The sequence below is a fragment of the Stenotrophomonas acidaminiphila genome, assembly GCF_001431595.1.
GTDB lineage: Bacteria > Pseudomonadota > Gammaproteobacteria > Xanthomonadales > Xanthomonadaceae > Stenotrophomonas > Stenotrophomonas acidaminiphila.
The window spans coordinates 1-25,483 of sequence record NZ_LDJO01000030.1; the positions used below are offsets into that span (position 1 = coordinate 1).

Annotated in this window: 28 protein-coding genes and 5 tRNA genes; 18 read left to right on the forward strand and 15 right to left on the reverse strand. The window is 68.1% G+C overall.

All coding sequences use genetic code 11. The features are described 5' to 3' along the window. The first annotated feature begins 113 nt into the window (after nt 1-113). The 3 genes from ABB33_RS10825 to ABB33_RS10835 all read left to right on the forward strand — a co-directional run bounded on the left by ABB33_RS10825 (nt 114) and on the right by ABB33_RS10835 (nt 2,758). Entirely contained in the window at nt 114-1,631 is a 1,518-nt protein-coding gene (locus tag ABB33_RS10825) for a fumarate hydratase (protein WP_056932117.1), read from the forward strand. Nucleotides 1,632-1,707: 76 nt separating this feature from the next. Then, nucleotides 1,708-2,028, forward strand: a complete 321-nt coding sequence (locus tag ABB33_RS10830) for a hypothetical protein (RefSeq protein ID WP_152985048.1) — start codon at nt 1,708-1,710, stop codon at nt 2,026-2,028. A gap of 94 nt (nt 2,029-2,122) precedes the next feature. Beyond that, entirely contained in the window at nt 2,123-2,758 is a 636-nt protein-coding gene (locus ABB33_RS10835; protein ID WP_054665355.1) for a glutathione S-transferase family protein, read from the forward strand. A gap of 67 nt (nt 2,759-2,825) precedes the next feature. Here ABB33_RS10835 and ABB33_RS10840 read toward each other — a convergent pair whose 3' ends face one another. The 4 genes from ABB33_RS10840 to ABB33_RS10855 form a co-directional block, all read right to left on the reverse strand. Next, complete coding sequence (locus ABB33_RS10840) at nt 2,826-3,935, reverse strand: sterol desaturase family protein (RefSeq protein WP_054665358.1); 1,110 nt, start codon at nt 3,933-3,935, stop codon at nt 2,826-2,828. A 168-nt stretch (nt 3,936-4,103) separates the two neighbouring features. Next, the gene (gene arsC / locus ABB33_RS10845) at nt 4,104-4,451 is read right to left on the reverse strand and encodes an arsenate reductase (glutaredoxin) (protein ID WP_056932118.1); all 348 of its coding nucleotides are present in this window, start codon (nt 4,449-4,451) and stop codon (nt 4,104-4,106) included. Nucleotides 4,452-4,456: 5 nt separating this feature from the next. Then, nucleotides 4,457-5,596 (reverse strand): phospholipase A, encoded by a 1,140-nt coding sequence (locus tag ABB33_RS10850; RefSeq protein ID WP_054668662.1) that lies wholly within the window; start codon nt 5,594-5,596, stop codon nt 4,457-4,459. A gap of 117 nt (nt 5,597-5,713) precedes the next feature. Then, the gene (locus ABB33_RS10855; RefSeq protein ID WP_056932119.1) at nt 5,714-6,199 is read right to left on the reverse strand and encodes a DUF456 domain-containing protein; all 486 of its coding nucleotides are present in this window, start codon (nt 6,197-6,199) and stop codon (nt 5,714-5,716) included. Nucleotides 6,200-6,431: 232 nt separating this feature from the next. Between ABB33_RS10855 and ABB33_RS10860 the strand changes: the two genes are divergently transcribed. Continuing rightward, nucleotides 6,432-6,641: a cold-shock protein gene (locus ABB33_RS10860; RefSeq protein ID WP_054665365.1), complete on the forward strand. Its 210-nt coding sequence runs from the start codon at nt 6,432-6,434 to the stop codon at nt 6,639-6,641. Between the two features lie 82 nt (nt 6,642-6,723). On the opposite strand, the gene ABB33_RS10865 is transcribed toward ABB33_RS10860, so the two are convergent. Together ABB33_RS10865 and ABB33_RS10870 are read right to left on the reverse strand one after the other, a co-directional pair. Further along, a complete protein-coding gene (locus ABB33_RS10865) occupies nt 6,724-7,215 on the reverse strand; it encodes a glycine zipper 2TM domain-containing protein (protein ID WP_054665366.1) in 492 nt (163 codons plus the stop codon). 109 nt (nt 7,216-7,324) lie between these two features. After that, nucleotides 7,325-7,756: a cytochrome c gene (locus tag ABB33_RS10870; RefSeq protein WP_056932120.1), complete on the reverse strand. Its 432-nt coding sequence runs from the start codon at nt 7,754-7,756 to the stop codon at nt 7,325-7,327. A 71-nt stretch (nt 7,757-7,827) separates the two neighbouring features. Here ABB33_RS10870 and ABB33_RS10875 point away from each other — a divergent pair, with 71 nt between their 5' ends. Beyond that, on the forward strand, nt 7,828-8,622 hold the full coding sequence (locus ABB33_RS10875; protein ID WP_056932121.1) for a tRNA threonylcarbamoyladenosine dehydratase: 795 nt from the start codon (nt 7,828-7,830) through the stop codon (nt 8,620-8,622). Between the two features lie 42 nt (nt 8,623-8,664). On the opposite strand, the gene ABB33_RS10880 is transcribed toward ABB33_RS10875, so the two are convergent. Both ABB33_RS10880 and ABB33_RS10885 read right to left on the reverse strand, forming a co-directional pair. Beyond that, nucleotides 8,665-9,435 carry a TatD family hydrolase gene (locus ABB33_RS10880; RefSeq protein WP_056932122.1) on the reverse strand — a complete coding sequence of 257 codons (771 nt, stop codon included), beginning with the start codon at nt 9,433-9,435 and terminating at the stop codon, nt 8,665-8,667. Nucleotides 9,436-9,438: 3 nt separating this feature from the next. Next, nucleotides 9,439-9,669 carry a DUF6116 family protein gene (locus ABB33_RS10885; protein WP_054665377.1) on the reverse strand — a complete coding sequence of 77 codons (231 nt, stop codon included), beginning with the start codon at nt 9,667-9,669 and terminating at the stop codon, nt 9,439-9,441. A 155-nt stretch (nt 9,670-9,824) separates the two neighbouring features. Between ABB33_RS10885 and ABB33_RS10890 the strand changes: the two genes are divergently transcribed. Continuing rightward, entirely contained in the window at nt 9,825-10,649 is an 825-nt protein-coding gene (locus ABB33_RS10890) for a glycine zipper 2TM domain-containing protein (RefSeq protein ID WP_056932123.1), read from the forward strand. A gap of 185 nt (nt 10,650-10,834) precedes the next feature. Here ABB33_RS10890 and ppsA read toward each other — a convergent pair whose 3' ends face one another. Then, nucleotides 10,835-13,213 (reverse strand): phosphoenolpyruvate synthase, encoded by a 2,379-nt coding sequence (gene ppsA / locus ABB33_RS10895; protein WP_056932124.1) that lies wholly within the window; start codon nt 13,211-13,213, stop codon nt 10,835-10,837. 194 nt (nt 13,214-13,407) lie between these two features. Here ppsA and ppsR point away from each other — a divergent pair, with 194 nt between their 5' ends. The 3 genes from ppsR to ABB33_RS10910 all read left to right on the forward strand — a co-directional run bounded on the left by ppsR (nt 13,408) and on the right by ABB33_RS10910 (nt 15,363). Then, nucleotides 13,408-14,229 carry a posphoenolpyruvate synthetase regulatory kinase/phosphorylase PpsR gene (ppsR, locus tag ABB33_RS10900; RefSeq protein WP_054665384.1) on the forward strand — a complete coding sequence of 274 codons (822 nt, stop codon included), beginning with the start codon at nt 13,408-13,410 and terminating at the stop codon, nt 14,227-14,229. A gap of 49 nt (nt 14,230-14,278) precedes the next feature. Next, nucleotides 14,279-14,761 carry a DUF1249 domain-containing protein gene (locus tag ABB33_RS10905; protein WP_054665388.1) on the forward strand — a complete coding sequence of 161 codons (483 nt, stop codon included), beginning with the start codon at nt 14,279-14,281 and terminating at the stop codon, nt 14,759-14,761. A gap of 113 nt (nt 14,762-14,874) precedes the next feature. After that, on the forward strand, nt 14,875-15,363 hold the full coding sequence (locus tag ABB33_RS10910) for an NUDIX hydrolase (RefSeq protein ID WP_054665390.1): 489 nt from the start codon (nt 14,875-14,877) through the stop codon (nt 15,361-15,363). 3 nt (nt 15,364-15,366) lie between these two features. Here ABB33_RS10910 and ABB33_RS10915 read toward each other — a convergent pair whose 3' ends face one another. Further along, nucleotides 15,367-16,014 (reverse strand): class I SAM-dependent methyltransferase, encoded by a 648-nt coding sequence (locus ABB33_RS10915; RefSeq protein ID WP_056932125.1) that lies wholly within the window; start codon nt 16,012-16,014, stop codon nt 15,367-15,369. Between the two features lie 165 nt (nt 16,015-16,179). Here ABB33_RS10915 and ABB33_RS10920 point away from each other — a divergent pair, with 165 nt between their 5' ends. The 7 genes from ABB33_RS10920 (at nt 16,180) to ABB33_RS10950 (ending at nt 22,693) form a co-directional block, all read left to right on the forward strand. Continuing rightward, on the forward strand, nt 16,180-16,794 hold the full coding sequence (locus tag ABB33_RS10920; RefSeq protein ID WP_056932126.1) for a CDP-alcohol phosphatidyltransferase family protein: 615 nt from the start codon (nt 16,180-16,182) through the stop codon (nt 16,792-16,794). 61 nt (nt 16,795-16,855) lie between these two features. Continuing rightward, complete coding sequence (phaE, locus tag ABB33_RS10925) at nt 16,856-17,935, forward strand: class III poly(R)-hydroxyalkanoic acid synthase subunit PhaE (protein ID WP_056932127.1); 1,080 nt, start codon at nt 16,856-16,858, stop codon at nt 17,933-17,935. Further along, nucleotides 17,932-18,996: a class III poly(R)-hydroxyalkanoic acid synthase subunit PhaC gene (locus ABB33_RS10930; protein ID WP_056932128.1), complete on the forward strand. Its 1,065-nt coding sequence runs from the start codon at nt 17,932-17,934 to the stop codon at nt 18,994-18,996. Before phaE ends, ABB33_RS10930 begins: the two co-directional genes overlap by 4 nt. Next, on the forward strand, nt 18,993-19,361 hold the full coding sequence (locus ABB33_RS10935; protein WP_054665403.1) for a YfeK family protein: 369 nt from the start codon (nt 18,993-18,995) through the stop codon (nt 19,359-19,361). The genes ABB33_RS10930 and ABB33_RS10935 overlap by 4 nt, the downstream gene beginning before the upstream one ends. A gap of 8 nt (nt 19,362-19,369) precedes the next feature. Then, the gene (locus ABB33_RS10940) at nt 19,370-19,855 is read left to right on the forward strand and encodes a hypothetical protein (protein WP_056932129.1); all 486 of its coding nucleotides are present in this window, start codon (nt 19,370-19,372) and stop codon (nt 19,853-19,855) included. Between the two features lie 129 nt (nt 19,856-19,984). Further along, the gene (locus tag ABB33_RS10945; protein WP_054665407.1) at nt 19,985-20,200 is read left to right on the forward strand and encodes a hypothetical protein; all 216 of its coding nucleotides are present in this window, start codon (nt 19,985-19,987) and stop codon (nt 20,198-20,200) included. Between the two features lie 135 nt (nt 20,201-20,335). Continuing rightward, nucleotides 20,336-22,693 carry a Tex family protein gene (locus ABB33_RS10950; RefSeq protein ID WP_056932130.1) on the forward strand — a complete coding sequence of 786 codons (2,358 nt, stop codon included), beginning with the start codon at nt 20,336-20,338 and terminating at the stop codon, nt 22,691-22,693. Nucleotides 22,694-22,825: 132 nt separating this feature from the next. Here the strand turns inward: ABB33_RS10950 and ABB33_RS10955 are convergent. Beyond that, a tRNA-Leu gene (locus ABB33_RS10955) sits at nt 22,826-22,912 on the reverse strand. 120 nt (nt 22,913-23,032) lie between these two features. Here ABB33_RS10955 and ABB33_RS10960 point away from each other — a divergent pair. Beyond that, nucleotides 23,033-23,401: a response regulator gene (locus tag ABB33_RS10960; protein ID WP_056932149.1), complete on the forward strand. Its 369-nt coding sequence runs from the start codon at nt 23,033-23,035 to the stop codon at nt 23,399-23,401. A gap of 82 nt (nt 23,402-23,483) precedes the next feature. Here ABB33_RS10960 and ABB33_RS10965 read toward each other — a convergent pair. From ABB33_RS10965 to ABB33_RS10980, 4 genes are all read right to left on the reverse strand, one after another. Next, a tRNA-Glu gene (locus ABB33_RS10965) sits at nt 23,484-23,559 on the reverse strand. Nucleotides 23,560-23,606: 47 nt separating this feature from the next. Next, nucleotides 23,607-23,682: transfer RNA gene (locus tag ABB33_RS10970), tRNA-Ala, on the reverse strand. A 141-nt stretch (nt 23,683-23,823) separates the two neighbouring features. Continuing rightward, a tRNA-Glu gene (locus ABB33_RS10975) sits at nt 23,824-23,899 on the reverse strand. A gap of 53 nt (nt 23,900-23,952) precedes the next feature. Further along, nucleotides 23,953-24,028: transfer RNA gene (locus ABB33_RS10980), tRNA-Ala, on the reverse strand. 207 nt (nt 24,029-24,235) lie between these two features. Between ABB33_RS10980 and ABB33_RS10985 the strand changes: the two genes are divergently transcribed. After that, nucleotides 24,236-24,610, forward strand: a complete 375-nt coding sequence (locus ABB33_RS10985) for a hypothetical protein (protein ID WP_056932131.1) — start codon at nt 24,236-24,238, stop codon at nt 24,608-24,610. Nucleotides 24,611-25,483 lie beyond the last annotated feature (873 nt).

Here is a 25,483-nt window from a genome sequence, read left to right on the forward strand (position 1 = left end):
GGAAACCGCCGGGAGCGGTTCCCAACAGCGCGCAGCGCTGGCCCGCAGGGCGCCCGTCATGGACGGCAGGGCGTAAAATACGCAGCTCAACCCCCGCCAGCCTCGAGCAAGCCGTGACATCGATCAAGCAGGAAGACCTCATCCAGTCCATCGCCGACGCGCTGCAGTACATCTCGTACTACCACCCGGTCGACTACATCAAGAACCTGGCCGCTGCCTATGAGCGCGAGGAGTCGCCGGCGGCCAAGGAGGCGATGGCGCAGATCCTGATCAACTCGCGCATGTGCGCCGAGGGCCACCGCCCGATCTGCCAGGACACCGGCATCGTCACCGTGTTCCTCGAGATCGGCATGAACGTGCGCTGGGACGACGCCACCATGGGCGTGGAGGACATGGCCAACGAGGGCATCCGCCGCGCCTACGCCTACCCGGACAACAAGCTGCGCGCCTCGGTGCTGGCCGACCCGGCCGGCAAGCGCACCAATACCCGCGACAACACCCCGGGCGTGGTCAACGTCAAGGTCGTGCCGGGCGATACCGTCGAGGTGATCGTCGCCGCCAAGGGCGGCGGTTCGGAGGCCAAGAGCAAGTTCGCCATGCTCAACCCGTCCGACTCCATCGTCGACTGGGTGCTCAAGACCGTGCCGACCATGGGCGCCGGCTGGTGTCCGCCGGGCATGCTCGGCATCGGCATCGGCGGCACCGCCGAGAAGGCGATGCTGCTGGCCAAGGAGGCGCTGATGGAGCCGATCGACATCAACGAGCTCAAGGCCCGCGGCCCGTCCAACCGCGCCGAGGAACTGCGCCTGGAGCTGTACGACAAGGTCAATGCGCTGGGCATCGGCGCGCAGGGCCTGGGCGGCCTGACCACGGTGCTGGACATCAAGGTCAAGGACTACCCGACCCATGCCGCCAACCTGCCGGTGGCGATGATCCCGAACTGCGCCGCGACCCGCCATGCGCACTTCACCCTGGACGGCAGTGGCCCGGTGATGCTGGATCCGCCGTCGCTGGAAGACTGGCCGCAGATCACCTACGACGCTTCCAAGGGCACCCGTGTCGACCTGGACACCGTCACCCCGGAGGAAGTGGCCAGCTGGAAGCCGGGCCAGACCCTGCTGCTCAACGGCAAGCTGCTGACCGGGCGCGACGCCGCGCACAAGCGCATGGTCGACATGCTCAACAAGGGCGAGCCGCTGCCGGTCGACCTGAAGGGCCGCTTCATCTATTACGTCGGCCCGGTCGATCCGGTGCGCGACGAGGTGGTGGGGCCGGCCGGTCCGACCACGGCGACCCGCATGGACAAGTTCACCCGCCAGATCCTGGAGCAGACCGGCCTGTTGGGCATGGTCGGCAAGGCCGAGCGCGGCCCGGCGGCGATCGAGGCGATCCGCGACAACAAGTCGGCCTACCTGATGGCGGTCGGCGGCTCGGCCTACCTGGTGTCCAAGGCGATCAATGCCTCGAAGGTGGTCGGGTTCGCCGACCTGGGCATGGAGGCGATCTACGAGTTCACCGTGCAGGACATGCCGGTGACGGTGGCGGTCGATTCCACCGGCGAGTCGGTGCACAGGACCGGCCCGCGCGAATGGCAGGCCCGCATCGGCAAGATCCCGGTGGTCGTGGAGTAAGGCGCGGCCGCCCCTGCGGTGTCTTTGAAGCGGCCCGGGCGTATGCTCGGGCCGTTTCTCATCGGGAGGTGCGGGCATGCGTGCTGGGTTTTGGGCGATGCGGGTGGGCATGACGTTGCTGGTGGCAGGCTGTTCCAGCGACGGGGGATGGCGCGATCCGCCGCGCGACGACCCGGCCGCCTGCGTGAACCATTGCCAGAACGCCTATCAGCGCTGCAACGCCAATCCCCGCGGCTACGGCGATTGCGGCCAGGCCAGCCGCGACAACCAGTGCGACACGATCACCAACCCCGAGCTGCGCGGCGCCTGCCAGACGTCGCAGGCGTTCTGCCAGAACCGCTCGGCGGCGGCGGTATGCGGCGAGCGCCTGAACAGCTGCATGGCCGGCTGCAACTGAGCGGCCCCGCCGCCGCGGGCCTGTCTGCGGCGGGGCTGTCCCGCCGTGACAGCGGGCGACGCTAAGATGGCGCACCACTGCCAGGGAGAGCCGCATGTCCGTCGTCCTGTATGGATCGCAAAGCACCGCATCGCTGGTGGTGCACTGGCTGTTGATCGAGCTGGGCATCGAACACGAGCTGCACCAGCTCGATTTCGAGCGGAACGAGCAGAAGTCGCCGGGTTACCTGGCGATCAATCCGGCCGGACGGGTGCCGACGCTGCTGATCGACGGCCAGGTGCTCACCGAATCGGCCGCCATTGCCATGCATCTGGCCGACCTGCACCCGCAGGCGGGCCTGGCGCCGGCGCCAGGCACCGCGGCACGCGGCGCGTACTACCGCTGGATGTGCTTCTGCGTCTACACCCTGATGCCGGCCTACCGGGCGTGGTTCTATCCGCATGAGCCCGCCGGCGAGGCCAATGCCGATGCGGTGAAGGGGCGTGCACGGGTGCAGCTGGAGGCCGCCTGGCAGCAGGTGGCCGATCACCTGCAGGACGAAGGGCCGTACATGCTCGGCGCGCAGGTTTCGGTTGTGGACTTCATGATGACCATGCTGATGCGCTGGTCGCGCAACATGCCATGCCCGAGCGACGCCTGGCCGGTGCTGGCCGCGCATGCGCGGCGGATGAAGGACCGCCCCGCGCTGGCCGAGGTCTACCGCCGCGAGGGCATCAGCGACTGGACCTGAGCCCGCGCCCCGGGCCCTTGCCTGCGTGGGCGGGCGCACTGCCGGGCACGGGCCGGCCGGGCATGGCTCAATCCACGTAGTCGTCGAATCTGCGGCCGCCCTGGAACGGCATCAGGTGCTGGCGCACGATGCCCTTGGGTACCGTCTCCAGTTTCATCACGCCGTACTCCTGCGGCCACTGCGCCGGGTCGCGCGGCAGCTTGAAGGTGCCCATCAGCATGTCCACCAGCGGCAGGTGGATGGCGTAGTTCACGTCCACGTATTCCTTCTGCCGGGCGTGGTGCCAGTGGTGGTAGCGCGGCAGCACCACCAGGTACTCCAGCCAGCCGAAGCGGAGCCCGAGGTTGGCGTGGGCCAGCACCGCCTGCAGCCCGACCAGGATCACGTAGGCATTGACCGCAGGGGTCGAGAAGCCCAGCACCAGCAGCGGCAGCAGCACCGCGCTGCGGGTCATCACGATCTCGATGAAATGGATGCGCGAGCCGGCCAGCCAGTCCATGTGCCGGCTGGAATGGTGCACGGCGTGGAAGCGCCACAGCCATGGGATGTTGTGGTAGGCGCGGTGCAGCAGCGCCTGCGCCATGTCGGCCACGAACACCGCGATCAGGAACTGCGCCCAGACCGGAAGCGACTGGATCGCGGCCTTCAGTGACGGGAACGCGGCCAGACCGGCGATGGTGGAGGTGGAGGCGGTGACCAGGATCAGGATGAACTGCACCAGCACGTGGCTCATGAAGAAGTAGGCCACGTCGGTGCGCCAGCCCGGGCGCAGCGGCGACAGCGTGCGCTTGCCGAGGTAGCGCTCCAGCGGCACGAACACCAGCGCCGAGAAGAACAGCGACAGCACGAACCAGTCCAGTCCCAGCGAATAGGGCGTCTGTCCGATCGCGTCGAACTGCACGTTGGTGCCGCCCAGCAGCACCGCGAGGGTCGCGCTGCCGACGCCGATCGTGGCGATGCGCTTGTTGCGGTCGCGCAGGATGGCCAGCGTACCCAGCACGAATGCGGCGGCCAGGCCGACCAGCAGCAGGTGGCGGGCGAACTGTTCGTTGTAGACGGCGCGGAATTCGCGGCTGGTCAGCAGTTCCGGGAAATGGAAACAGGCCACCGCCATCAGGCTCAACAGCCCCAGCAGCGCGGAGGCATGGGCGAAGAAGGAACGGTGCGGTCGGGCCATGCGCGGACTTCCTGTCGAGGGGCCGCCGGATTCTGCCTGTACCCGGTGAAGGGCGACAAGTCCGGCCCTGCCGGGGGGCAGGGGGCGCAGTGGCGGTGGCGGCCCGCGGCGGTGGCATTGCCCGCCGCCGCTCGGGCCTGCGCCGTTGCCGGCATCTACCCGTGCGGGTTACAGCAGGGTGCGCACCGTCTCCGGCGGGCGGCACAGCGCGGTGCCCTTGGGCGTGCGCACGATCGGCCGGTTGATCAGCGCCGGGTGCATCGCCATCGCCTCGACCAGGGCCGCCTCGTCGTCGAGCCGGTCGGCCAGCCCCAGTTCGACGTAGGCGGGCTCCTTGCTGCGCAGCAGGTCGCGCGCGGGGATGCCCATCTCGTCGAGCAGCTGGCGCAGGGTGGCCGGGTCGGGCGGCGTGGCCAGGTAGTCGATGACCTCGATGTCGGCGCCGGCCTGCTGCAGCAGGGCCAGGGCGCCGCGGGAGTTCGAACAGCGGTTGTTGTGCCAGATCGTTGCTTTCATTGCCTTCAGAACCATTCCAGCAGCGAGATGCCGACGCCGACATAGGTGGCGCGGTGGTTGTAGTCGATCATGCTTTCGCCATAACCGTCGAACACCTGGACGTGGCCGCGCAGCAGCCGGCTGAGCGGGAAACCATAGTCCAGCTGTACCGAGCCGTGCGAGCGGTCGCCGCCGCGCAGCGAATGCCGCGCGGTCACCGAGAACTCGTGGCCGTTGCGGTTGTAGACCACGGTCGCGTCGCCGCGGCCGATGTAGTCCTCGATGTCCGGGTTGTTGTCGTCGCGGCCGTTTTCCGGGATGCGATACCACGGCCGCAGCATGATCGCCCAGTTGTCGCGGTCCAGGCCGACATTCAGGATCACCCGGTTCCAGCTGCGCGACAGCGGGTCGCTGCGGCCATTGGACTGGTGGTTGAGGCTGATGCCGGTCATGCGCCCGTTCCAGCCGAACAGCGAATAGCCGTTGCGGAACACCAGCATGGCTTCGGGCTCGTAGTTGGTCTCGCGGAACGGGCGCGAGATCTCGCTGTTGTAGGCCTGCCAGCGCGAACTCTGGGTATAGCCGACCCAGATGTCGCCGTTGTCGCCGAACAGGTTCTCGGCGACCTTGGTCTTGAAGCTGAGCTGGAACTTCAGTTCGGTGGCGTCCAGGTCCTCGGCTTCGGTCGCGGTGTTGGCCGGGTTGGGCGAGTGCGGCAGCCGGTTCGGCTTGCTGCTCCAGAACGCGGGCAGCAGGTACACCGGCTTGTAGGCGCGCAGCTGGAACAGGCCGAGCTTGGAATCCTTGGCCAGCTCCCAGCGGCTGTCCAGCATCGAGCCGCGGCCGGCGTTGGCCACGGCCGAGGCGAGGTCGTCGTGGGCGAAGAGCTCATTGCGCGGCGACGACGGCTGCTCCGGCTCCTTGGCGCCGGCCCTGGCTTCCTTGAGCGTCTGCTGCGCGGCGCTGGCCGCCGCGTCCGCGGCGCGCGTGTCGGCCGGGGTGCGGCCGAGCGCACTGTCGTAGCAGCTCAGGCGGGCGGCGTCCGAATCCAGGGCGAAGCAGGCCTGCGGCGAGGCCGGCGTGGTGATCGACTCCTGTGCCAGGGCGGCGGCGGAACAGCCTGACAGGGCCAGCAGCAGGACAGGGCGGGCGCGGGATGTATGCATGCGGAAGCGGTCCATCGGTACAAGGGGGTGGCGCCCGGCGACGCAGGGCGTGATCCAGGGCAGCGATTGTCGGTCATTGCCCTGTGCAGCGGGAGTCATGGCCGATGTGGCCCGGGTTCAGACGAACCAGGCGATGGCGAACACGCCGAGCATCGCCACTGCCAGTCCGAGCTTGAGCGCCACGCCCAGCACGATGCCCAGCCAGGTGCCGAAGCCGACCCGGGTGGCCTGGCCCAGCCGGCGGCCGTGCAGGTATTCGCCAAGCAGGGCGCCCAGGAACGGGCCGACGAACAGGCCGATGGGCATGAAGAACAGCCCGACCACGGTTCCCAGCACCGACCCGGCCAGCGCCATCCGGCTGGCGCCGAGCCGTTGCGCGCCCAGTGTGGTTGCGAGCACGTCGACCACGATGGACAGCGCGGTCAACACCCCCAGGACCACCAGTGGCAGCCAGCCGACTCGGGTGAACCCATCTGCCCAGGCCGCCACCAGCAGGCCGGCGAAAACCAGCGGCAGGCCGGGCAGGGCGGGCAGGATGACGCCGGCGATGCCGACGATCACCAGCAGGGCCGCTAGCAGATACAGTATGAATGAATAGTCCATGCGGGTTCCGGGGCAGGACCAAAAGGGGTTGACAAGATTGTCTTTCCCCGATTGATTTTTGGTTATGGTCGGGTTAAGTTTCAGCCGCTGAGCTTGGCAAGGTCACCGTGAATCGTGGCCTGATGGGTAGATCGCATGATTTGCTGCATCGTTACACCTCGCTTCCTCCTTGCAGTCAGCCGCCTTCCGGGGCGTATCCATCAAACGTGAGAGCAACAGGGAGTCAGTCGAGATGTCCGATCGCGAAACCGGCATTGTCAAGTGGTTCAATGACGCCAAGGGCTTCGGCTTCATCAGCCGCGAGAATGGCGAAGACGTGTTTGTGCACTTCCGCGCCATCCAGACCCAGGGCTTCAAGAGCCTGAAGGAAGGCCAGAAGGTCACCTTCACCGTGGTCCAGGGGCAGAAGGGCCTGCAGGCTGACGCCGTGCAGCCGGTCTGATACAGCCCGCGGAACAGCACAAAGGAAAAGGCCCGCGAACGCGGGCCTTTTCCATGGGCGCAGCATCCAGGGTGGTCCTGCCTCAGCGCAGCACCACGCGGCCGTTGACCACGCGCACGTAGGTGTTCTCGCGGATGCCGCCCAGGTCCTTCTGGTTGACCACGATCACGCGGCCGTCATCCATCCGCACCTGGATGTCGTAGGAATCGCCGGTGACGTTCTGCTGGATCTTGTTGCCGGCCAGTGCGCCGGCAGCGGCGCCCGCAGCGGCGGCGACGTTCTGGTTGCCCTTGCTGCCGCCGGTGTGGCTGGAGATTTCATGGCCGGCCACGGCGCCGACGATGCCACCGAGGATGGCGCCGGTGGCCGACGGCGCGGTACGGCCGGAAGCCACCGTGTCGATACGGGTGACGATGCCGCAGTCGGCGCAACGGTTGTTGTTGTAGCCGCCGCTGTTGTAACCACCGTTGTTGTAGCCACCGCCGTAACTGCTGCCGCCGTAGCCGGGGGAGGTGGCACAGCCGGCCAGGGCCAGGCTGGCGATGGCGCCCGCAGCGATCAACTGGATCTTCATGGTGATTCTCCTTGCCAAATGGGTAGCGGGTATGACCATACCCGGCACGGTGAATCCTCCCGTTCCACGCGTGAATGGCGAGCCAACCACGCGTGAAACCCAGGTCGAATCACCGGAAATCCTGGTGGCACGCCTTGCAGTCGTTTCCAAGCTGTTCAGTGACGGCGGCCAGCGCGGTGCAGTCGGCCGGCGGCGAGGCCAGGGCATCGTTCAAGGTGGCGCGGAAGCGGCTGGCGTGCTGCTGGAAGCGGGTGTCGTCGCGCAGGCCGGGGAAGGCCAGGTCCATGTCGTTGCTCAGCAGGCGCAGCGTCTGCAGGCGCGGGGTCGAGTCGTTGATGCTGCAGCGGTTCTGCTTGCGGCTGTCGCCGAGCAGCTGGGACTGGCGCGCCATGACGTTCATCAGGCTGTTCGGGAACGGATCCTGCCGGGCCTGGATGGCCCGCATCGCCATCACGGTGGCGACGATGCCGACCAGCAGGCCGGCGATCAGCACGAACAGGTAGCGGGATGCGTTGGACTGGGTACGGCTGGGTTCGGTCATGGCCGGGCTCCTTGGGAATGCCCCGATGGTACGACGCACGGCACGTTTGCGGCCACGGCTAGAATGCGCGCATGAAAGCACAACTGCGCGAACGTTTTGCCGGCATCGACCGGTTGTATGGCGCCGGCTCGATCGAGCGGCTGTCGGCCTGCCGGGTGGCGGTGGTCGGCATGGGCGGCGTCGGGTCCTGGGTGGTCGAGGCGCTGGTGCGTTCGGCGGTGGGCCACCTGGTCCTGATCGATGCCGACGACATCTGCGTGTCCAATACCAACCGGCAGTTGCCGGCGATGGCGGGCCAGTACGGGCGCAACAAGGCCGTGGCGATGGCCGAGCGCTGCCGCGCGATCAATCCCGATGCCAGCATCGAGGCGGTGGAAGCGTTCCTGACCGCAGCCAACATGGCCGAGCTGCTGGATCGCGGATTCGACCTGGTCATCGACGCCTGTGACAGCTTCCGGGTGAAGGTGGAGGCCATCGCCTGGTGCCGCCGACGCAAGCTGCCGCTGATCACCGTCGGCGCGGCGGGAGGGCGCACCGATCCCACCCTGGTGCGGGTGCGCGACGTGTCACGGACCGAGCACGACGCGATGCTGGCGCTGATCCGCAAGAAGCTGCGCGGCGAATTCAATTTTCCCAAGAACCCGCAACGCTACTTCGGCGTGCCGGCGGTGTATTCGCTGGAGAACGTGAAGTACCCGCAGGCCGATGGCAGCGTCTGCGGGCTGCGGCCCAACATGGGCGCCGATGCGGCGCTGAAGCTCGATTGCGGTGCCGGCCTCGGCGCGGCCACCCACATCACCGGCGCATTCGCCTTCGCCGCGGTCGGCAAGGCCCTGGAGATGCTGCTCAAGCCCAAGGCGCGGTGAGCGCGGCGGCGCGGCGTGGGGATTGCCCGTCGCCGCGGTCGTTCACGCCAACGGCAGGTTGAACAGGCGCCGTGCGTTGTCGGTCGTGCGCGCGGCGATCTCCTCCACCGCCTGGCCGCGCAGCCCGGCGATGGTCGCGGCGATGCCGGGCAGGCGCGCCGGTTCGTTGCGCTGGCCGCGGATGGCCGCATCGGGCTGGTCGGGCGCGTCGGTTTCCAGCAGCAGGAACTCCAGCGGCATCGTTGCCGCCAGCGTACGCAGGCGGTTGGCGCGCGGGTAGGTGAGCGGCCCGCCCAGCCCGATCAGGAAACCCATGTCCCATAGTTGCCGGGCCTGTTCCGGGCTGCCGGAAAAGCTGTGGACCACCCCGCGCAGGCCGCCGGTGCGGCGCAGCGCCTGGATCACCTCCTCGGTGGCGCGGCGGGCATGCACGATCACCGGCAGCCCGGCCTCCCGCGCCAGCTGCAGCTGCGCGTGGAAGTAGTGGCGCTGGGTGCTGGCGTCCAGGCCTTCAACGAAGAAATCCAGCCCGCACTCGCCGATGGCGCAGGGCGCCTCGCGCTCCACCCAGGTGCGCAGCGCGTCCAGATGCTGCGGACGATGCTCGGCCAGGAACATCGGGTGCAGGCCATAGGCCGGGTGCAGTGCGGGGTCGGCGGCACAGGCCTGGCGCAATCCCGGCCAGCCCGCCGCGGTGATCGCAGGCACCACCATCGCCGCCACGCCGGCGGCCCGGGCGCGGGTCAGTACCGCGCCACGGTCGCCATCGAACGCCGGCGCGTCCAGGTGGCAGTGGCTGTCTACCAGGCGCACCGGTCAACGCTTGCGCGGGAGGGCGGGTGGCTCGGTGGCGGCAACCGGATCCTTGCGCCGCTTCCAGTTGGCCAGCAGCAGGGTGCCAAGGCCGAACAGGATCTCGTCGACGAAGGGAACCGGATCGGGCAGCAGCGCACTCAGCATGAACAGTGCGGCGGTGATCTTGAACAGCGTCGGGTAGCGCAGCTTGCGCGCCCATTCCATGAAGGGCAGCAGCATCGGGCTGGACATGGCGGAATCCTTGGAGAGGGAGGGGCGCAGGTGCAATATTGCGACAGCCGGCCGGCTTTTCATCCAGGGGCGGGCCCGGTGGATGCCTTCGTTCAGGTTTATCGTGCTGGAATTGCGCGCAGGTCAACAGGCGGGCGACCCGCTGGGAGCAGACGATGAAGAGCAACACGACTACTGTTCTGGTGGCTGCCGGTGCCTTGCTGGTGGGAGGTATCGCCACCGCCGCGTTCATGAGCAGCCGCGACAAGGCCGCGCCGCTGGCGCAGGGTGGAACGCCGGTGCTGGACAGCACACCGCTGGCCGATGACGCGGCGGCCGGCAATGCCCTCGCCCCGAGCCAGGGCACGCTGGAGTACGCCGACGTGCTCAAGGTCGAGCCGGTCACCCGCAGCGAACCGGCCTATGCCACCGTGATCGGCAGCGAGCCGGTCCGCGAGACATCCACCACCACGGTGCCGCGCGAGGTGTGCGAGGACGTGGTGGTGCAGGAGCGCCTGCCCGAGCGCGATGGCAACGTCGGCGGCACGGTTGCCGGTGCGGTCATCGGTGGCCTGCTGGGCAACCAGGTGGGCAAGGGCGACGGCCGCAAGGCGGCGACCGCGGCCGGTGCGGTCGCCGGCGGGGTGATCGGCAACCAGATCGACAAGCGCCATGTCGGCGGTCGCGTGGTGCAGCGTACCGAGCGCCAGTGCCATACCGAGCAGACCGCGTCGGAATCCTCGCGGGTCACCGGCTACAACGTCACCTACCGCAAGGCCGACGGCAGCACCGGCAGCATGCGCATGGACAAGCAGCCGGGCAGCCGCGTCGCCCTCGGCAATGCCAGCCGCACGGTCGGCTACGACGTCACCTACCGTTTCAACGGGCAGGAAAAGAAGGTCCGCATGGATGACAAGCCGGCCAGCGATCGCCTGCCGGTCATCGACGGCCAGGTGGTGACGCAGACGGCAGCGGTGGATGCGGCGTCCACCCGGCGTTGAGCCCGGTGGATGGCGCGGCCATCCCGAAGTTCGCAAGGAGACAACGCCCCCTCGCGGGGCGTTGTCTTTTCCGGAGTTCCCCGGGCCGGACAGGCGTGCCGGCCGGCGCCGCCGGGGGCGCATGAAACAAGGCCCCGGTTTCCCGGGGCCTGGTCTGGATCAGCGGGCCATCGCGCGTGCCTGGATCAGGACGCGGCCTTGCTCTTGGCCAGTCGCAGCCAGGTGTCGACCACGGTATCCGGGTTCAGCGACACCGACTCGATGCCTTCCTGCATCAGCCATTCGGCCAGATCCGGATGGTCGGACGGGCCCTGGCCGCAGATGCCGACGTACTTGCCCTTGGCACGGGCGGCCTTGATCGCCATCGACAGCAGCTTCTTGACCGCCGGATTCCGCTCGTCGAACAGGTGGGCGACGATGGAGGAGTCGCGGTCCAGGCCGAGCGTGAGCTGGGTCAGGTCGTTGGAGCCGATCGAGAAGCCATCGAAGATCTCCAGGAACTCGTCGGCGAGCAGCGCGTTGGACGGCACCTCGCACATCATGATGATCTTCAGGCCGTTCTCGCCCTGCTTGAGCCCATTCTGCGCCAGCACCTCGACCACCTTGCGGCCTTCCTCCAGGGTGCGCACGAACGGGATCATCACCCACAGGTTGTCCAGGCCCATCTCGTTGCGCACGCGCAGCACGGCCTGGCACTCCAGGGCGAACGCCGCCGAGAAGCTCGGGTCGACGTAACGGCTGGCGCCGCGGAAGCCGATCATCGGGTTCTCTTCATGCGGCTCGTAACTGCTGCCGCCGATCAGGTTGGCGTACTCGTTGGACTTGAAGTCCGACAGGCGCACGATCACCGGGTTCGGCGCGACCGAGGCGGTGAGGGTGGCGATGCCTTCGGCCAGGCGGTCCACGTAGAAGCTCACCGGGTCCTTGTAGCCGGCGATCTTCTCGTCGATCTTCTTCTTCGTGGCCGCATCCTGGCGGTCGTACTGCAGCAGCGCGTTCGGGTGCACGCCGATGTGGCTGGCGATGATCATTTCCAGGCGGGCCAGGCCGATGCCGGCGTTCGGCAGCTGGCCGAAATCGAAGGCGCGCTCGGGGTTGGCCACGTTCATCATGATCTTCAGCGGCGCCGGCGGCATGTTGCCCAGGTCGGTGGTCGCGCGCTCGAAGCCCAGCTTGCCTTCATAGATGAAGCCGGTATCGCCCTCGGCGCAGCTGACGGTGACCAGCTGGCCGTCCTCGATGACCTGGGTCGCGTTGCCCGAGCCGACCACGGCCGGCACGCCCAGCTCGCGGGCGATGATCGCCGCGTGGCAGGTACGGCCACCGCGGTTGGTGACGATGGCCGAGGCGCGCTTCATCACCGGCTCCCAGTCGGGGTCGGTCATGTCGGCGATCAGCACGTCGCCGGGCTGCACGCGGTTCATGTCGTCCAGGGTCTTGACCACGCGGGCCACGCCGGCACCGATCTTGGCGCCGACCGCACGGCCTTCGGCCAGTACCTTGCCGCCCTTTTCGGTCAGCGCGAAGCGCTCGATCTGGGTGGCATGGCTGCGCGACTTCACCGTTTCCGGGCGCGCCTGCACGATGAACAGCTTGCCGCTGACCCCGTCCTTGGCCCACTCGATGTCCATCGGGCGGCCGTAGTGCTTCTCGATCGTCAGCGCCTGCCGGGACAGCTCGTGCACGTCTTCGTCGCTGATCGAGAAGGTGTTGCGCAGTTCGGCCGGGGTGTCCTCGACCTTGACCCGCTCGCCGGGGACATCCGAATACACCATGCGGATCGCCTTGCTGCCGAGCGCGCGGCGCAGGATCGCCGGCTTGCCGGCCTGCAGGGTGGGCTTGTAGACGTAGAACTCGTCCGGGTTGACCGCACCCTGCACGACCATCTCGCCCAGGCCGAACGAGGAGGTGACGAACACCACGTCGCGGAAGCCCGATTCGGTGTCCAGGGTGAACAGCACGCCCGACGAGCCCACGCCCGAGCGCACCATCAGCTGCACGCCGGCGGACAGGAACACGTCCTCGTGCTTGAAGCCATGGTGCACGCGGTAGGCAATGGCGCGGTCGTTGTACAGCGAGGCGAACACTTCCTTGACCTTGCGCACGACGTCGTCGGCGCCGGTGACGTTGAGGAAGGTCTCCTGCTGGCCGGCGAAGGAGGCATCGGGCAGGTCCTCGGCGGTGGCCGAGGAACGCACCGCCACGGCCACTTCGCCGCCGCCGTTGTCGGCGCACAGGCGCGCGTAGGCGTCGCGGATGTCCTTGTCCAGCGCCGGCTGCAGCGGCGCGTCGATCACCCAGCCGCGGATCTCGCCGCCGGCCGCGGTCAGCGCGTTGACGTCTTCCACGTCCAGCGTGGCCAGGCGGTCGAAGATGCGCTTGGACAGGTCGTTGTGGGCGATGAAGTCCTTGAACGCTTCGGCGGTGGTGGCATAGCCGCCAGGTACCGAGACTCCCAGGCCGGCAAGGTTGCCGATCATCTCGCCGAGCGAGGAATTCTTGCCCCCCACGCGGGCCAGGTCGGCCAAGCGCAGTTCATGCAACCACAGGATGTTCTCGTTCAAGCGCGATGCTCCGTTGAGGCCATCGCCCGAGGCGGGCTGGTATGGCCACGTCCGTAGGAAGAAGCCAATATGATGCAGTGCACACCTAAGCGGCACAAGCTTGTGACATTACTTTGTCTTGTGCTTGTCTTTCCCGGGACAGCGGCGGGTCATCCGTCGCCCCCCGCGCCATTCCCCCTCCAAAGGAGTCCTGCATGACGGCGATCCGACCGGTGTTCTATGTCTCGGACGGTACCGGCATCACTGCCGAGACCGTGGGCCACAGCCTGTTGACCCAGTTCTCCGGCTTCAGTTTCGTGACCGATCGCATGTCGTTCGTGGACGATGCCAACAAGGCGCACGACGCCGCACGCCGCATCCGCGCCGCGGGCGAGCGCTACCAGGTCCGGCCGATCGTGGTCAGCTCCTGCGTCGACTCGGCGCTGGGGCGGATCCTGGAGGAGAGCGGGGCACTGGTTCTGGACGTGTTCGTGCCGTTCATCGGCCCGCTGGAACAGGAACTGGAGGCCACCCGCCACTCCAAGATCGGCCAGGCCCACGGCATGGTGGACTTCGACACCTACCACCGCCGCATCAACGCCATGAACTTCGCCCTGAGCCACGACGACGGCATCGCGGTGAACTACGACGAGGCCGACGTGGTGCTGGTGGCCGTGTCGCGCGCCGGCAAGACCCCGACCTGCATCTACCTGGCGCTGCACTACGGCATCCGCGCGGCCAACTATCCGTTGACCGAGGAGGACCTAGAGAGCGACCGCCTGCCGCCGCGGCTGCGCCCATACCGGCACAAGCTGTTCGGGCTGACCATCGACCCCGAGCGGCTGCAGCAGATCCGCCAGGAGCGGCGGCCCAATTCGCGCTACGCCAGCGCCGAGGTCTGCCGCCGCGAGGTGGCCGCGGCCGAAACCATGTTCAGGATGGAGCGCATCCCGACCCTGAGCACGACGCATACCTCGATCGAGGAGATCTCCAGCAAGGTGCTCGGCACGCTGGGGCTGCAGCGGGAGATGTTCTGAGGCCGCCGCAGCGCATGCCGCGGCCAGGGGGGCCGTGTACGATCACCCCATGAACCAGGCTCTTTCCCGCGTCGATCGCATTCCCCGGCTTGGCCGCCTAGGCTGGCTGATGGGGCTGTACGCGGAAAACTACCAGCACCTGATGCGGCTGTTCGCACCGGACCACCTGCACCAGGGGCGCTATGCCTCATCCATCGGCGATGGCCTGGACCTGTACCTGGACGTGATCGAGTGCCACCGCTACACGGTCGAACTGCGCATGACCTATGGCATCCTCGACCCGCTGACCGGCGAGCCCGATCCGTCGGCCTACGTGCGCCTGTACCGCGATGCGAAGCAGGTGGAGACCACCCACTGCTATGTCGGCCGGCGCTGGCAGGACGTGATCGGCATGTATCCCCCGGCGGACGAACTGGTCAGCCATCGCCTGCGCATGAATACCTTCCTCGGCAAATGGCTGGAATACCTGGCCGAGCGCGGGCATGGCGTGGCCACCCTGCGCCGGCTCGACGAGGCCGGCGTGCCGATGTGAGCCCGGCGCACGCGCGGGCGATGTCCGGTGCCGGGCGCGCCGTTCCCGGCGCCGCATTCGCGTGGCGGGGCGATCGGTCATACTGCGTGTTTTCGCCGCACGCCCCGATTCCGATGCCCTATACCCCGATTCTCGCCACCCTGGGATACGTGATGTCCAGGGACGGCACCCAGGCCCTGATGATCCATCGCAACACCCGTCCCGGCGACATGCACCTGGGCAAGTACAACGGGTTGGGCGGCAAGATGGAGCCGGAGGAAGACGCGCTGGCATGCATGCACCGCGAGATCCGCGAGGAAGCCGGGATCGAATGCGGCACCACCCGCCTGCGCGGCACCCTGAGCTGGCCGGGCTTCGGCAAGCACGGCGAAGACTGGTTCGCCTTCGTGTTCGTGATCGACGACTGGACCGGCACGCCGCTGCAGTCCAACCCCGAGGGCACGCTGGAATGGGTGCCGGTGGACCGGCTCGAGTCGCTGCCGCTGTGGGAGGGCGACCGCCATTTCCTGCCACTGGTGTTCGATGCCGATCCGCGGCCGTTCCACGGGGTGATGCCGTACCGCGACGGCCGCATGCAGTCCTGGAGCTATAGCCGCCTGTAAGCGTCAGCCGCGCCGGGCCAGCAGCAGGTGGAACTGCTTGTCGACCCGGCGGCCGTCGTTGCTGGTGCCGGTTTCGGCATGGGTCCGGTGGATCCAGGCCGGGAAGCCGCTGGCGTGCAGCGCGTGCTCGACCCGGGCCCGTTCGTACAGGTGGAAGCCATGGGCGGTGAAGGGCAGGCTGCGCATGAACGCGGCATCGCCGAAGGCCAGGCACAGCCGGCCCCCGGGGCGCAGCGCCGTGGCCAGCCGCGCCAGGACGCCGGGCAGGTCCGGCCAGAAGTACAGGGTGTTCACGGCCAGTGCGGCGTCGAAGCGGGCGTTGCCCACGGCAAGCGCCTGCGCATCGCCGGCCTGCAGCTGCGCGCGCCCGGCGAGCCCGTTGCCGCGCAGGAGCGCGTTGCCGGCGCGGACCATCTCGCTGGACAGCTCGACGCCCAGGTAACGGCTGCCGGGCGCGGCGAGCAGCAGCGGGGCAAAGGCCGCGTTGCCGGGGCCGATTTCCAGAATGTGCTCGTTGGCCTGGACGGCCAGCAATGCGATCGCGGCGCGGTTCAGCGCGCCATTGCTGCGGTTCATCGACTCGGCCACGGCCACTGCGGCGTCGCCATGGGGGTGCCGCAACTGTGCGGCCAGGGTGGGAATGTCCAGCATCGTCGTCGTCCGTTCAGGGGTGGGCGGACGTGGCGGCGGCGGGTCCATGACCGATGATGGCGATCCCCGGTGTGCCGGCGCAAGGTGGGTGTCCGGTACCCGCGGTGCTGTCGCGGTCGTGGGCGCTCGCGGTAACCTGTCCGGGTACATGTCCGGCGAGTCCCCATGAAACGTCACTTCTCGATGCTGCGCGAGTTCCGTCTCGCGGACTGGTTCACGCTTGGCAACGCCTTCTGCGGCACCGGTGCGGTGTTTGCGGCGATGCGCTTCCTGCAGGACGGCCAGCGCGGCTTCCTGCTGTTCGGCATGGCGCTGATCCCGCTGGCGTTCGTGTTCGATGCGCTCGATGGCCGTATCGCCCGCTGGCGGCAGTCGTCCTCCACCCTGGGGCGCGAACTGGATTCGCTGGCCGACGTGATCTCCTTCGGCGTCGCCCCCGCCGCGCTGGCCTACGCCTGCGGCATGCAGGGCGGCTGGGACTGGCTGGTGCTGAGCTACTTCGTCTGCTGCGGCGTCAGCCGGCTGGCGCGCTACAACGTCACCGCCGAGGAAATCGCCGGCGACTCGGACAAGGTCCCGTACTTCGAGGGAACCCCGATCCCCACCAGCCTGGCGCTGGTGGTCGTGCTGGCGATGGCGGCCCATTTCGGCGCGATCGGCGCCAACCTGTGGGGCGGCGTCTGGCAACTGGGGCCGTGGCAGCTGCATCCGCTGGTGCTGCTGTTCGCGTTGTCCGGTTCGCTGATGATCAGCAAGACCCTGCATATTCCCAAGCCCTGACCGCTGCGGCGCGGCCGCGTTGCTATCATCGTCGCGACAACGGCGGAGCAGGGCAGCGGCAGTGGCCGAGGACAACGACAGCACGGGTTTCGACGCCGGCCTGAAGCGCGCCTGGGAGGCATGGCAGCAGGCCGTGGGCCAGGGCGCCGCAGGTGCGCCGGACGCCTTTCCCTGGCAGGAGGGCATCGCGCAGTGGACGCGGCTGGTCAGCACCGGCGCCGCGCCGCAGGTGCATGAGCTCGGCGCCCGCTTCCAGCAGCAGGCCGGTGACTGGCTGGGCACGATGCAGCAGGTCGCGGCCCGTTTCGCCGGCCGCGACAGCAGTGCCGCCGAAGTCGCCGGCGCCTGGCGCGACGCCGTGGAGGGGCAGGGCGACGCCATGGTGCGCTGGATGCTCGACGCGGCCCGCGGTGGCAACGCGCTGGGCGACCAGCCCTGGATTCGCGATTTCGTCCATGCGCTGCAGTCCGGCCATGGCGAGGGCGGCTGGCTGAACGCGCCGACCTTCGGCCCGGCCCGCGAGCACCAGGCGCGCTGGCAGTGCTTGCTGCGTGCGCAGCAGGAGCACCAGGCGCGCATGGAGGCCTATGTCGGCTCCATCCGCGGCATGCTGGATGATGCCTTCCATCGCTTCGAGGCCAAACTGGCCGAGCACGAGGCCCCCGGCAGCCAGCTCACCAGTGCCCGCGCGATGTTCGACCTGTGGATCGACGCCGCCGAAGAGGCCTATGCCACGGTGGCCATGTCCGAGGATTTCCAGCGCATCTACGCCGATCTGGCCAATACCCAGATGCGCCTGCGCGCCGCCACCCAGCACGAGCTCGAGCGCGCCTGCGAGCTGATGGGAGTGCCGACGCGCACCGAGATGGATGCCGCCCACCGCCGCATCGCCGAACTGGAGCGATGGATGCGGCGCATGGCCGCGACCGGCACCGCGCCCGCCCCGGCGCCAGCGGAGGCCAAGGCGAGGACGACGGCGAAGTCGACGGTGAAGTCGACGTCCGCGCACGGCGGCGCCGCCGCACCGAAGAACCGGCCCGCGGCGGCAACGAAGGCCGGCAAGCCGGCCGCACCCGCCAGCGTCCGCGCGGCCAGGACCGCGTCCCGCCCGGCCACGCCGCGGCGCGGAGGCAAGCCATGAAGGGGCCGCTCGGGTTCGGCATGGACGACCTGCTGCAGGAGACCCTGCAGCTGCAGCGCAAGCTGGCCGACGGGCTGAAGCTGCTGCCTGGCATGGAGGACGTCGACTATGGCGTCACCGAACGCCAGCCGGTGTGGAGCGACGGCAAGGTCACGCTGTACCGCTTCGTCGGTACCGGGGCGCCGTCCGGGCAGCCGCCGCTGCTGATCGTCTACGCGCTGGTCAACCGGCCGTACATGGTGGACCTGCAGGACGGCCGCTCGCTGGTGCAGAAGCTGCTCGCCGCCGGCCAGGATGTGTACGTGCTGGACTGGGGCTACCCGGATCGCTCCGAGCGTTTCCTGACCCTGGAGGACTACCTGCTGCGCTACCTCGACGGCGCCGTCGACCACCTGCATGCGCTGCATGGCGGGGCGCCCAACCTGCTGGGCATCTGCCAGGGCGGGGTGTTCTCGCTGTGCTACGCCGCGCTGCGCCCGCACAAGGTGCGCAACCTGGTGACCATGGTCACGCCGGTGGATTTCCACACCGCGGACAACATGCTCTCGCACTGGGCGCGGCACGTCGACGTGGACCTGTTCGTCGATACGCTGGGCAATGTCCCGGCCGACCTGATGAACGCCAGTTACCTGATGCTCAAGCCGTTCCGGCTCAATGTGCAGAAATACGTGGGACTGGTGGACATCCTCGACGACCGGCAGGCGCTGGAGGATTTCCTGCGCATGGAGAAGTGGATCTTCGACTCGCCCGACCTGGCCGGCGAGGCGTTCCGCGAGTTCGTCAAGCAGTTCTACCAGGCCAATGGGCTGATGCATGGCGGCATCCGCATCGGTGCCGAGGTGGTGGACCTGGAAAACCTGCGGATGCCGGTACTCAACATCTACGCCGAGCAGGACCACCTGGTGCCGCCGGCGGCGTCCAGGGCACTGCGCGGACGCACCGGCAGCGACGACTACACGGAGCTGGGTTTCCGCGGCGGCCATATCGGCATCTATGTCTCGGCACGTGCGCAGCGCGAGGTACCCAGCGCCATCCACGGCTGGCTGAGCGAACGCCCATGACGCGCGGCATCTTGCTGGCGATGCTCCTGGGTGTGGCGGTGGTTCCGTCCACGCTGCACGCCGCGCCCGGCGCCGCCGCCCGCGCCGAGATTGGTGGATTGATGCAGGCACTGGAGGATTCGGGCTGCCGCTTCCAGCGTAACGGCAGCTGGCACGATGCGGCCGAAGCGCGCAGCCACCTGCAGCGCAAGTACGACTACCTGCTCAAGCGCGGCCTGGCCGACAGCGCCGAACAGTTCATCGAACGTGCCGCCAGCCGCAGCAGCATCAGCGGCAAGCCCTACCGGGTGGCGTGCCCGGGCCGTGCCGAGCAGGATGCCGCGCCCTGGTTCCGCCAGCAGTTGCTGCGGCTGCGCGGCGGTTGACGGCTCGAATGCAGCGCCCCTCCACCGCAACCGCAGGCGCACGTGGCCGCGTTGCGGCATGGGGCCTGCGCCTGGCGCGCCTGCTGGGCGCGCTGTGGACGGCGCCCAACACCCTGCTCGGCCTGGCCGCGGGGCTGGCGGGCATGCCGGCGGGGGCCAGACCGCACTGGAACCGGCGCGACTGCGCGCTGGTGTTCCATCGTTGGCCGTGGGGGCCGGGCGGCGCAATCACCCTGGGCATGGTGATCCTGCACACCGGCGATACCCTCGACGTGCCGTGTACGACCTACGAACACCGTGCCGGCCGCTGCAGCCATCCGCAGGTCCGCCTCGGCGACCATGAGCGCGCGCACGTGTTCCAGTACATGGTGCTGGGGCCGTTGTTCCTGCCGGTCTACCTGGCCTGCGGTGGGGTCAGCGTCCGCAATCCCTTCGAGCGCGCGGCCGACCGCTATGCATTGCAGGGGCGCGGCTGGTGGCCGGGCGTTTCCTGAGCGGTCGCCGGCACCTGTCTTCGGCGCGCAACCGCCCGGTCATGGAGCCTCAACCTTTTTTGTACATCCTGGTAACGCCCGCCCACCTAGAGTGGTGCCGTTACAGACGCAACAGGAGTACGGGTCACCATGGCAGTCGTTCTTTATATCGGTGGCAGCAAGGATGGCGAGAAGGGCGTGGTGCCCTATGGCTTCAGCAAGACCCGCAGGGACACCGACGCTGGCCCTGAGATCTACGTGGAGCGGATGATGGACGTCAGCGGCAAGGGCAGGGTGCGGGTGATGGTGCTGGAGAGCCTGCGCGACGACATTGCCTTCCAGCGCCTGAACCGGCATCTGGGCTAAGCGCGCCGGCAGCTGCGCCGGTCGTCTGCCGACACCGGCACGAAGCAACCCCGGGCCGGGCTGTCAATGGCTTTCCCCTCCCGGGACGCGCTGCCAGAATGCGGGCTTCCCGAGTAGCGGTAGCCCCTGGAATCCATGCAAGACAGCAAGCTCGCGCAGCAGATCGCGCAGACCATCGCCGACGAGATCGGCGCCCAGCCCGCACAGGCCAAGGCCGCCATCGCGCTGCTCGATGAAGGCGCCAGCGTTCCGTTCATCGCCCGCTACCGCAAGGAAGTCACCGGCGGACTGGACGACACCCAGCTGCGCAACCTGGAAGTGCGCCTGACCTACCTGCGCGAACTGGAAGACCGCCGTGCCGCGGTGCTTGCCAGCATCGAGGAACAGGGCAAGCTGAGCGACGAGCTGCGCAACGAGATCCTGGCTGCCGACACCAAGTCGCGGCTGGAGGACCTCTACCTGCCGTACAAGCCCAAGCGCCGCACCCGCGCGCAGATCGCCCGCGAAGCCGGGCTGGAACCGCTGGCCGACGGCCTGCTCGCAGACCCGACCCGGGATCCGCAGGCCTTCGCCGCCGGTTTCGTCGATGCCGACAAGGGCGTGGCCGATGCCAAGGCCGCGCTGGAAGGCGCGCGCGCGATCCTGATGGAACGCTGGGGCGAGGACGCGGCGCTGGTCGGCGAGCTGCGCCAGTGGCTGGGTGAGGTCGGGGTGATCCGTGCCCGCGTCGCCGAAGGCAAGGAAACCGAAGGCGCCAAGTACCGCGATTACTTCGAGCATGCCGAGTCGCTGGCGAAGATTCCCTCGCACCGGCTGCTGGCACTGTTCCGCGCGCGCCGCGAGGAAATCCTGTTCCTCGAACTGGATCCGGGCAGCGATGCGGACGCAGGCCACCAGTACGCCGAAGGCCGGGTGGCGCGCAGCGCCGGCGTCGCCGACCAGGGCCGCGCCGCGGACCGCTGGCTGCTGGACGCCTGTCGCCTGACCTGGCGCGCGAAGCTGCACATGCACCTGCTGCTGGACCTGTTCAACCAGGCCCGCGAGAAGGCCGAGGCCGAAGCCATCGCGGTGTTCGGCGACAACCTCAAGGACCTGCTGCTGGCCGCGCCGGCCGGTCCCAGGACCGTGCTCGGGCTGGACCCGGGCATCCGCACCGGCTGCAAGGTCGCCGTGGTCGATGCCACCGGCAAGCTGCTGGCGACCGAGACGATCTATCCGCACGAACCCAGGCGCCAGTGGGAACAATCGCTGCAGACGCTCAGGCTGCTATGCGCCCGGCACAACGTCGAGCTGATCGCCATCGGCAACGGCACCGCCAGCCGCGAAACCGACAAGCTCGCCGGTGAGGTCATCAAGGCCTGCGACAATCCGAAGCTGCAGAAGGTCGTGGTCAGTGAGGCCGGCGCCTCGGTGTACTCGGCGTCCGAGCTCGCGGCCCGCGAGTTCCCCGGCCTCGACGTGTCGCTGCGCGGGGCCGTATCGATCGCGCGGCGCCTGCAGGATCCGCTGGCGGAACTGGTCAAGATCGAGCCCAAGGCGATCGGTGTCGGCCAGTACCAGCACGACGTGGACCAGTTCCGCCTGGCCAAGGCGCTGGACGCGCGCGTGGAGGATTGCGTCAACGCGGTGGGCGTGTTCGTCAACACCGCTTCGGCCGCGCTGTTGTCGCGGGTGTCGGGCCTGTCGTCGACGGTGGCCGAGAACATCGTCCGCCATCGCGACGAGAACGGCCCGTTCCGGCGCCGCCGCGACCTGCTCAAGGTGCCGCGCCTGGGCGACAAGACCTTCGAACAATGCGCCGGCTTCCTGCGCATCGCCGATGGCGACGAGCCGCTGGATGCCTCGGCCGTGCACCCGGAGGCCTATCCGGTGGTCGAGCGCATCGTCGCCGCGGCGCAGCGGCCGATCAAGACACTGCTGGGCGACGGCAGCTTCCTGCGTGGGCTCAAGGCCGAGCAGTTCACCGACGAGACCTTCGGCGTGCCGACCGTGCGCGACATCCTGAAGGAACTGGAAAAGCCCGGCCGCGATCCGCGTCCCGAGTTCAAGGCGGCGCGTTTCGCCGATGGCGTGGAAGACATCAAGGACCTGCGCGAGGGCATGGTGCTGGAAGGGGTGGTCAGCAACGTGGCCGCCTTCGGCGCGTTCGTCGACATCGGCGTGCACCAGGACGGCCTGATCCACATCTCCGCGCTGTCGGACACTTTCGTCAAGGATCCGCGCGACGTGGTCAAGGCCGGCGATATCGTCAAGGTGAAGGTGCTGGAGGTCGATGTCGCGCGCAAGCGCATCGCGTTGACCCGGCGCCTGGACGACAGCCCGGCACCGGCCAGGCGCGCCGACAAGGGCGCGGAGCAGGGTGCGGGGCGGGGTACGGCGGGGCGCCGTGATAGTGGGCGTGGCGAACCGTCGCGGGGCACGCGCCCGGGCAGTTCGGCACCACCGGCCAACAATGCGCTGGCCGAGGCGTTCGCACGCGCACGCCGCAACTGATCCGGCGCTGACCTCCGTGGAGATCGCGGCGAGGAAGGCCCCGTTGCCTGGGGCCTTCCTGCGACGCTCGTCCAGCGGGAATGACGTACGAACGCAAAAAGGCCAGGCATCGCTGCCTGGCCTTTGCTGTGCTGGTGCCGAAGGTGGGACTCGAACCCACACGCTTTTAAGGGCGGCGGATTTTGAGTCCGCTGCGTCTACCGATTCCGCCACTTCGGCTGGCAGGGGCGCAAGTATAACGGAGGGCTTGGGGGTTGGGCAGGCCTTGGCGGCGGTTTTCGCAAAGTAACCCGGGGCCCGGATGGCTATACTTCCGTCATCCGTGAGCAAGGGATGGCGATGGATTCGCTGCACTCCATGCGTGTGATGATCGTGGAGAACGACGACTTGAACGCGACGCTGCTGCAGTTGCAGCTCGAGCGCGAGGGATTGCACGTCGTGGGCGTGGCCGAAACCGTGCGGTCCGCGCTGGACATGATCGATGTGCTGCACCCGCAACTGGCGTTGCTCGATTTTTGCCTGGCCGACGACGAAGACAGTACGCCGGTTGCCGAGGTACTCGCCGGGCGCGGGATCCCGTTCCTGGTCGCGACCGGGATGGATGCATCGCGGCTGCCCGGGATATTCGATGCCGGCGTGACGCTGGCCAAGCCCTATACCGGGAGCGACCTGCGCCGGGCCCTGGCCAAGGCCCTGCGGCCGCAATGAGTGGGGCTGCAGGCCGGATCAGGGCGAGCGCCTCTTCTTGCGGGCAACAAAAAAGCCCTGCCTGGGCAGAGCTTCCTTGAATTGGCGTCCCCACGGGGATTCGAACCCCGGTCGCCACCGTGAAAGGGTGATGTCCTAGGCCTCTAGACGATGGGGACGCGTATGCTTCGTTGTCAATCAATCCGAACGGCCTAATGTCCGGATTTGGTGGAGCCAAGCGGGATCGAACCGCTGACCTCCTGCATGCCATGCAGGCGCTCTCCCAGCTGAGCTATGGCCCCGTATCCAAATTTTCGAGCGCGGAATATTACCGGACTCTTTGTCGGAGTGGAAGCTTTTTCTCTTCCTCATTGCCTGTTGGGCAGGGCAATGTCTCCAACAAAAAAGACCCTTGTGAAACCGGGGTCTTTGTTTTCGATGAATGGCGTCCCCACGGGGATTCGAACCCCGGTCGCCACCGTGAAAGGGTGATGTCCTAGGCCTCTAGACGATGGGGACGCGTAAACTTCATCAAGTTTTTTCGGCTTTCCAGACGGCCTAATGTCCGGATTTGGTGGAGCCAAGCGGGATCGAACCGCTGACCTCCTGCATGCCATGCAGGCGCTCTCCCAGCTGAGCTATGGCCCCGTTGTTGCGTTGTTGCCGAGAAAGAAATGATAGCCCGGCTTTTCGGGCCGAGCAAGCCATTTGTGAAAAAAAAACTCCATGCGCGCATGGCCGGTTGTCCGACCTCGAACAGGGCAGCGTGACGACCCCGGCAGGGATGTGCCGCTGATGTTTCCCGCCCATGCCCGACGCGATGATGGGGTCCGGACAGCCTGAACGGAACCGGTGATGGCGAAAGTTGGATTCCTGTTACTGCTGGTGGCGGCCAGCGCGCCGCACGTGGTGCCGCTGCAGGTGTTCAAGTGCCTCGATGGCGGCCAGGTGGCCTATCAGTCCCAGCCATGCGCCGGGCCGCCGGTGAAGGTCTGGACCGTGCAGCGGCGGCTGCAGACGGCGGGTCCGCCCGCAGTGCCTCGGCCGGCCACGCGCGCCGCACCGCGGTCCCGGCGCACCGCCCCTGCGCGGCGCAATGCGCGCCCCGCGGAAAATGCCTGTGCGAGCGCGCGGAAAGGGCGCGATGCGGCGTTCCGCAAAGCAGGGCTGAAGCGGGGCTTCGCGCTTTCCAGCCATTGGGACAACCGGGTCCACGAAGCCTGCTGGTAAGAGCAGCCTTGAGCGGCAACTGCCAACCGGCAAGGCGGACCCGTCATGCGGATGCCGGTATCCCCGGCATGGGCTGTTCCCTGCAGCGGGACGCCCGCCAAGGGCAGTCCGGGACGCCGCGTCCACCACTGCCGTCGGACGCGCACCTGGCCGCCCATCATCAGCTGGTGGGGGGGATGGGCGCTCGTGCGCGTTGCGGATCTCCTGCCTGGGCACGTGCCCCCGGCCGATGCCGGGACGCGGTAGGAGCAGTCACCGCCCCGTGCGCGCATGCAGGTAGTCGGTGCTCAGTAGCCAGGGTGTTACCGGTGGCATGCCGGTGATTCCTGCGGCGTGATCGCGGCAGGCCATTGAAGCGCCGTGTTCACGACATCTGCACCGATCTTCCCGCGCCGGTCACGCAGCGGGCGTTATGACTGTAGCCCGGCCGTATCGCAGGAGAAGGGTGATGAGGCGGTTGCTCTCCCGGAGTCTGTCAGCCGTTGTCTACATGTCGCTGGGGGCGCTTGCGGCGGTCACGGCGCAGTCGCTCTGGTCCAGCGCGTCGGCCCTGTACTGAGTGTCTGCGCACGGTGCCTGCGACGGAGTGCCGGAGAGGATGCCTGTAGGTCCTGCCGCGCGTTCCATTCCGGTTCCGGGCATGGGTCATCGGTATTGCCGCGCGCAAGGGAAGCGGTGGTGTGCCCGGTATCCACACGGGACCGCATGCGGCGCGGCGGCCGTGGATCGATTGTTGCTTGCGAGGTGATGTCCGGATGAAACGTGGTCATTGGATGGTGCTCATAGGCGCCGTGGTGCTGCTGCTGGTACTCGTGATGGTCATTCCGCCCTGGTGAGCGGCGTGCTGGATCGCCATGCGGCCATGCCTGCGCG

Bases quoted from the DNA above. Each gene is read 5' to 3' on its own strand.
- ABB33_RS10830 (WP_152985048.1), top strand. From the start codon at position 1,708: ATGCGTGCTGGGTTTTGGGCGATGCGGGTGGGCATGACGTTGCTGGTG.
- ABB33_RS10835 (WP_054665355.1), top strand. From the start codon at position 2,123: ATGTCCGTCGTCCTGTATGGATCGCAAAGCACCGCATCGCTGGTGGTG.
- ABB33_RS10840 (WP_054665358.1), bottom strand. From the start codon at position 3,935: ATGGCCCGACCGCACCGTTCCTTCTTCGCCCATGCCTCCGCGCTGCTG.
- arsC (WP_056932118.1), bottom strand. From the start codon at position 4,451: ATGAAAGCAACGATCTGGCACAACAACCGCTGTTCGAACTCCCGCGGC.
- ABB33_RS10850 (WP_054668662.1), bottom strand. From the start codon at position 5,596: ATGCATACATCCCGCGCCCGCCCTGTCCTGCTGCTGGCCCTGTCAGGC.
- ABB33_RS10855 (WP_056932119.1), bottom strand. From the start codon at position 6,199: ATGGACTATTCATTCATACTGTATCTGCTAGCGGCCCTGCTGGTGATC.
- ABB33_RS10860 (WP_054665365.1), top strand. From the start codon at position 6,432: ATGTCCGATCGCGAAACCGGCATTGTCAAGTGGTTCAATGACGCCAAG.
- ABB33_RS10865 (WP_054665366.1), bottom strand. From the start codon at position 7,215: ATGAAGATCCAGTTGATCGCTGCGGGCGCCATCGCCAGCCTGGCCCTG.
- ABB33_RS10870 (WP_056932120.1), bottom strand. From the start codon at position 7,756: ATGACCGAACCCAGCCGTACCCAGTCCAACGCATCCCGCTACCTGTTC.
- ABB33_RS10875 (WP_056932121.1), top strand. From the start codon at position 7,828: ATGAAAGCACAACTGCGCGAACGTTTTGCCGGCATCGACCGGTTGTAT.
- ABB33_RS10885 (WP_054665377.1), bottom strand. From the start codon at position 9,669: ATGTCCAGCCCGATGCTGCTGCCCTTCATGGAATGGGCGCGCAAGCTG.
- ABB33_RS10890 (WP_056932123.1), top strand. From the start codon at position 9,825: ATGAAGAGCAACACGACTACTGTTCTGGTGGCTGCCGGTGCCTTGCTG.
- ppsR (WP_054665384.1), top strand. From the start codon at position 13,408: ATGACGGCGATCCGACCGGTGTTCTATGTCTCGGACGGTACCGGCATC.
- ABB33_RS10905 (WP_054665388.1), top strand. From the start codon at position 14,279: ATGAACCAGGCTCTTTCCCGCGTCGATCGCATTCCCCGGCTTGGCCGC.
- ABB33_RS10910 (WP_054665390.1), top strand. From the start codon at position 14,875: ATGCCCTATACCCCGATTCTCGCCACCCTGGGATACGTGATGTCCAGG.
- ABB33_RS10915 (WP_056932125.1), bottom strand. From the start codon at position 16,014: ATGCTGGACATTCCCACCCTGGCCGCACAGTTGCGGCACCCCCATGGC.
- ABB33_RS10920 (WP_056932126.1), top strand. From the start codon at position 16,180: ATGAAACGTCACTTCTCGATGCTGCGCGAGTTCCGTCTCGCGGACTGG.
- ABB33_RS10930 (WP_056932128.1), top strand. From the start codon at position 17,932: ATGAAGGGGCCGCTCGGGTTCGGCATGGACGACCTGCTGCAGGAGACC.
- ABB33_RS10935 (WP_054665403.1), top strand. From the start codon at position 18,993: ATGACGCGCGGCATCTTGCTGGCGATGCTCCTGGGTGTGGCGGTGGTT.
- ABB33_RS10940 (WP_056932129.1), top strand. From the start codon at position 19,370: ATGCAGCGCCCCTCCACCGCAACCGCAGGCGCACGTGGCCGCGTTGCG.
- ABB33_RS10945 (WP_054665407.1), top strand. From the start codon at position 19,985: ATGGCAGTCGTTCTTTATATCGGTGGCAGCAAGGATGGCGAGAAGGGC.
- ABB33_RS10950 (WP_056932130.1), top strand. From the start codon at position 20,336: ATGCAAGACAGCAAGCTCGCGCAGCAGATCGCGCAGACCATCGCCGAC.
- ABB33_RS10960 (WP_056932149.1), top strand. From the start codon at position 23,033: ATGGATTCGCTGCACTCCATGCGTGTGATGATCGTGGAGAACGACGAC.
- ABB33_RS10985 (WP_056932131.1), top strand. From the start codon at position 24,236: ATGGCGAAAGTTGGATTCCTGTTACTGCTGGTGGCGGCCAGCGCGCCG.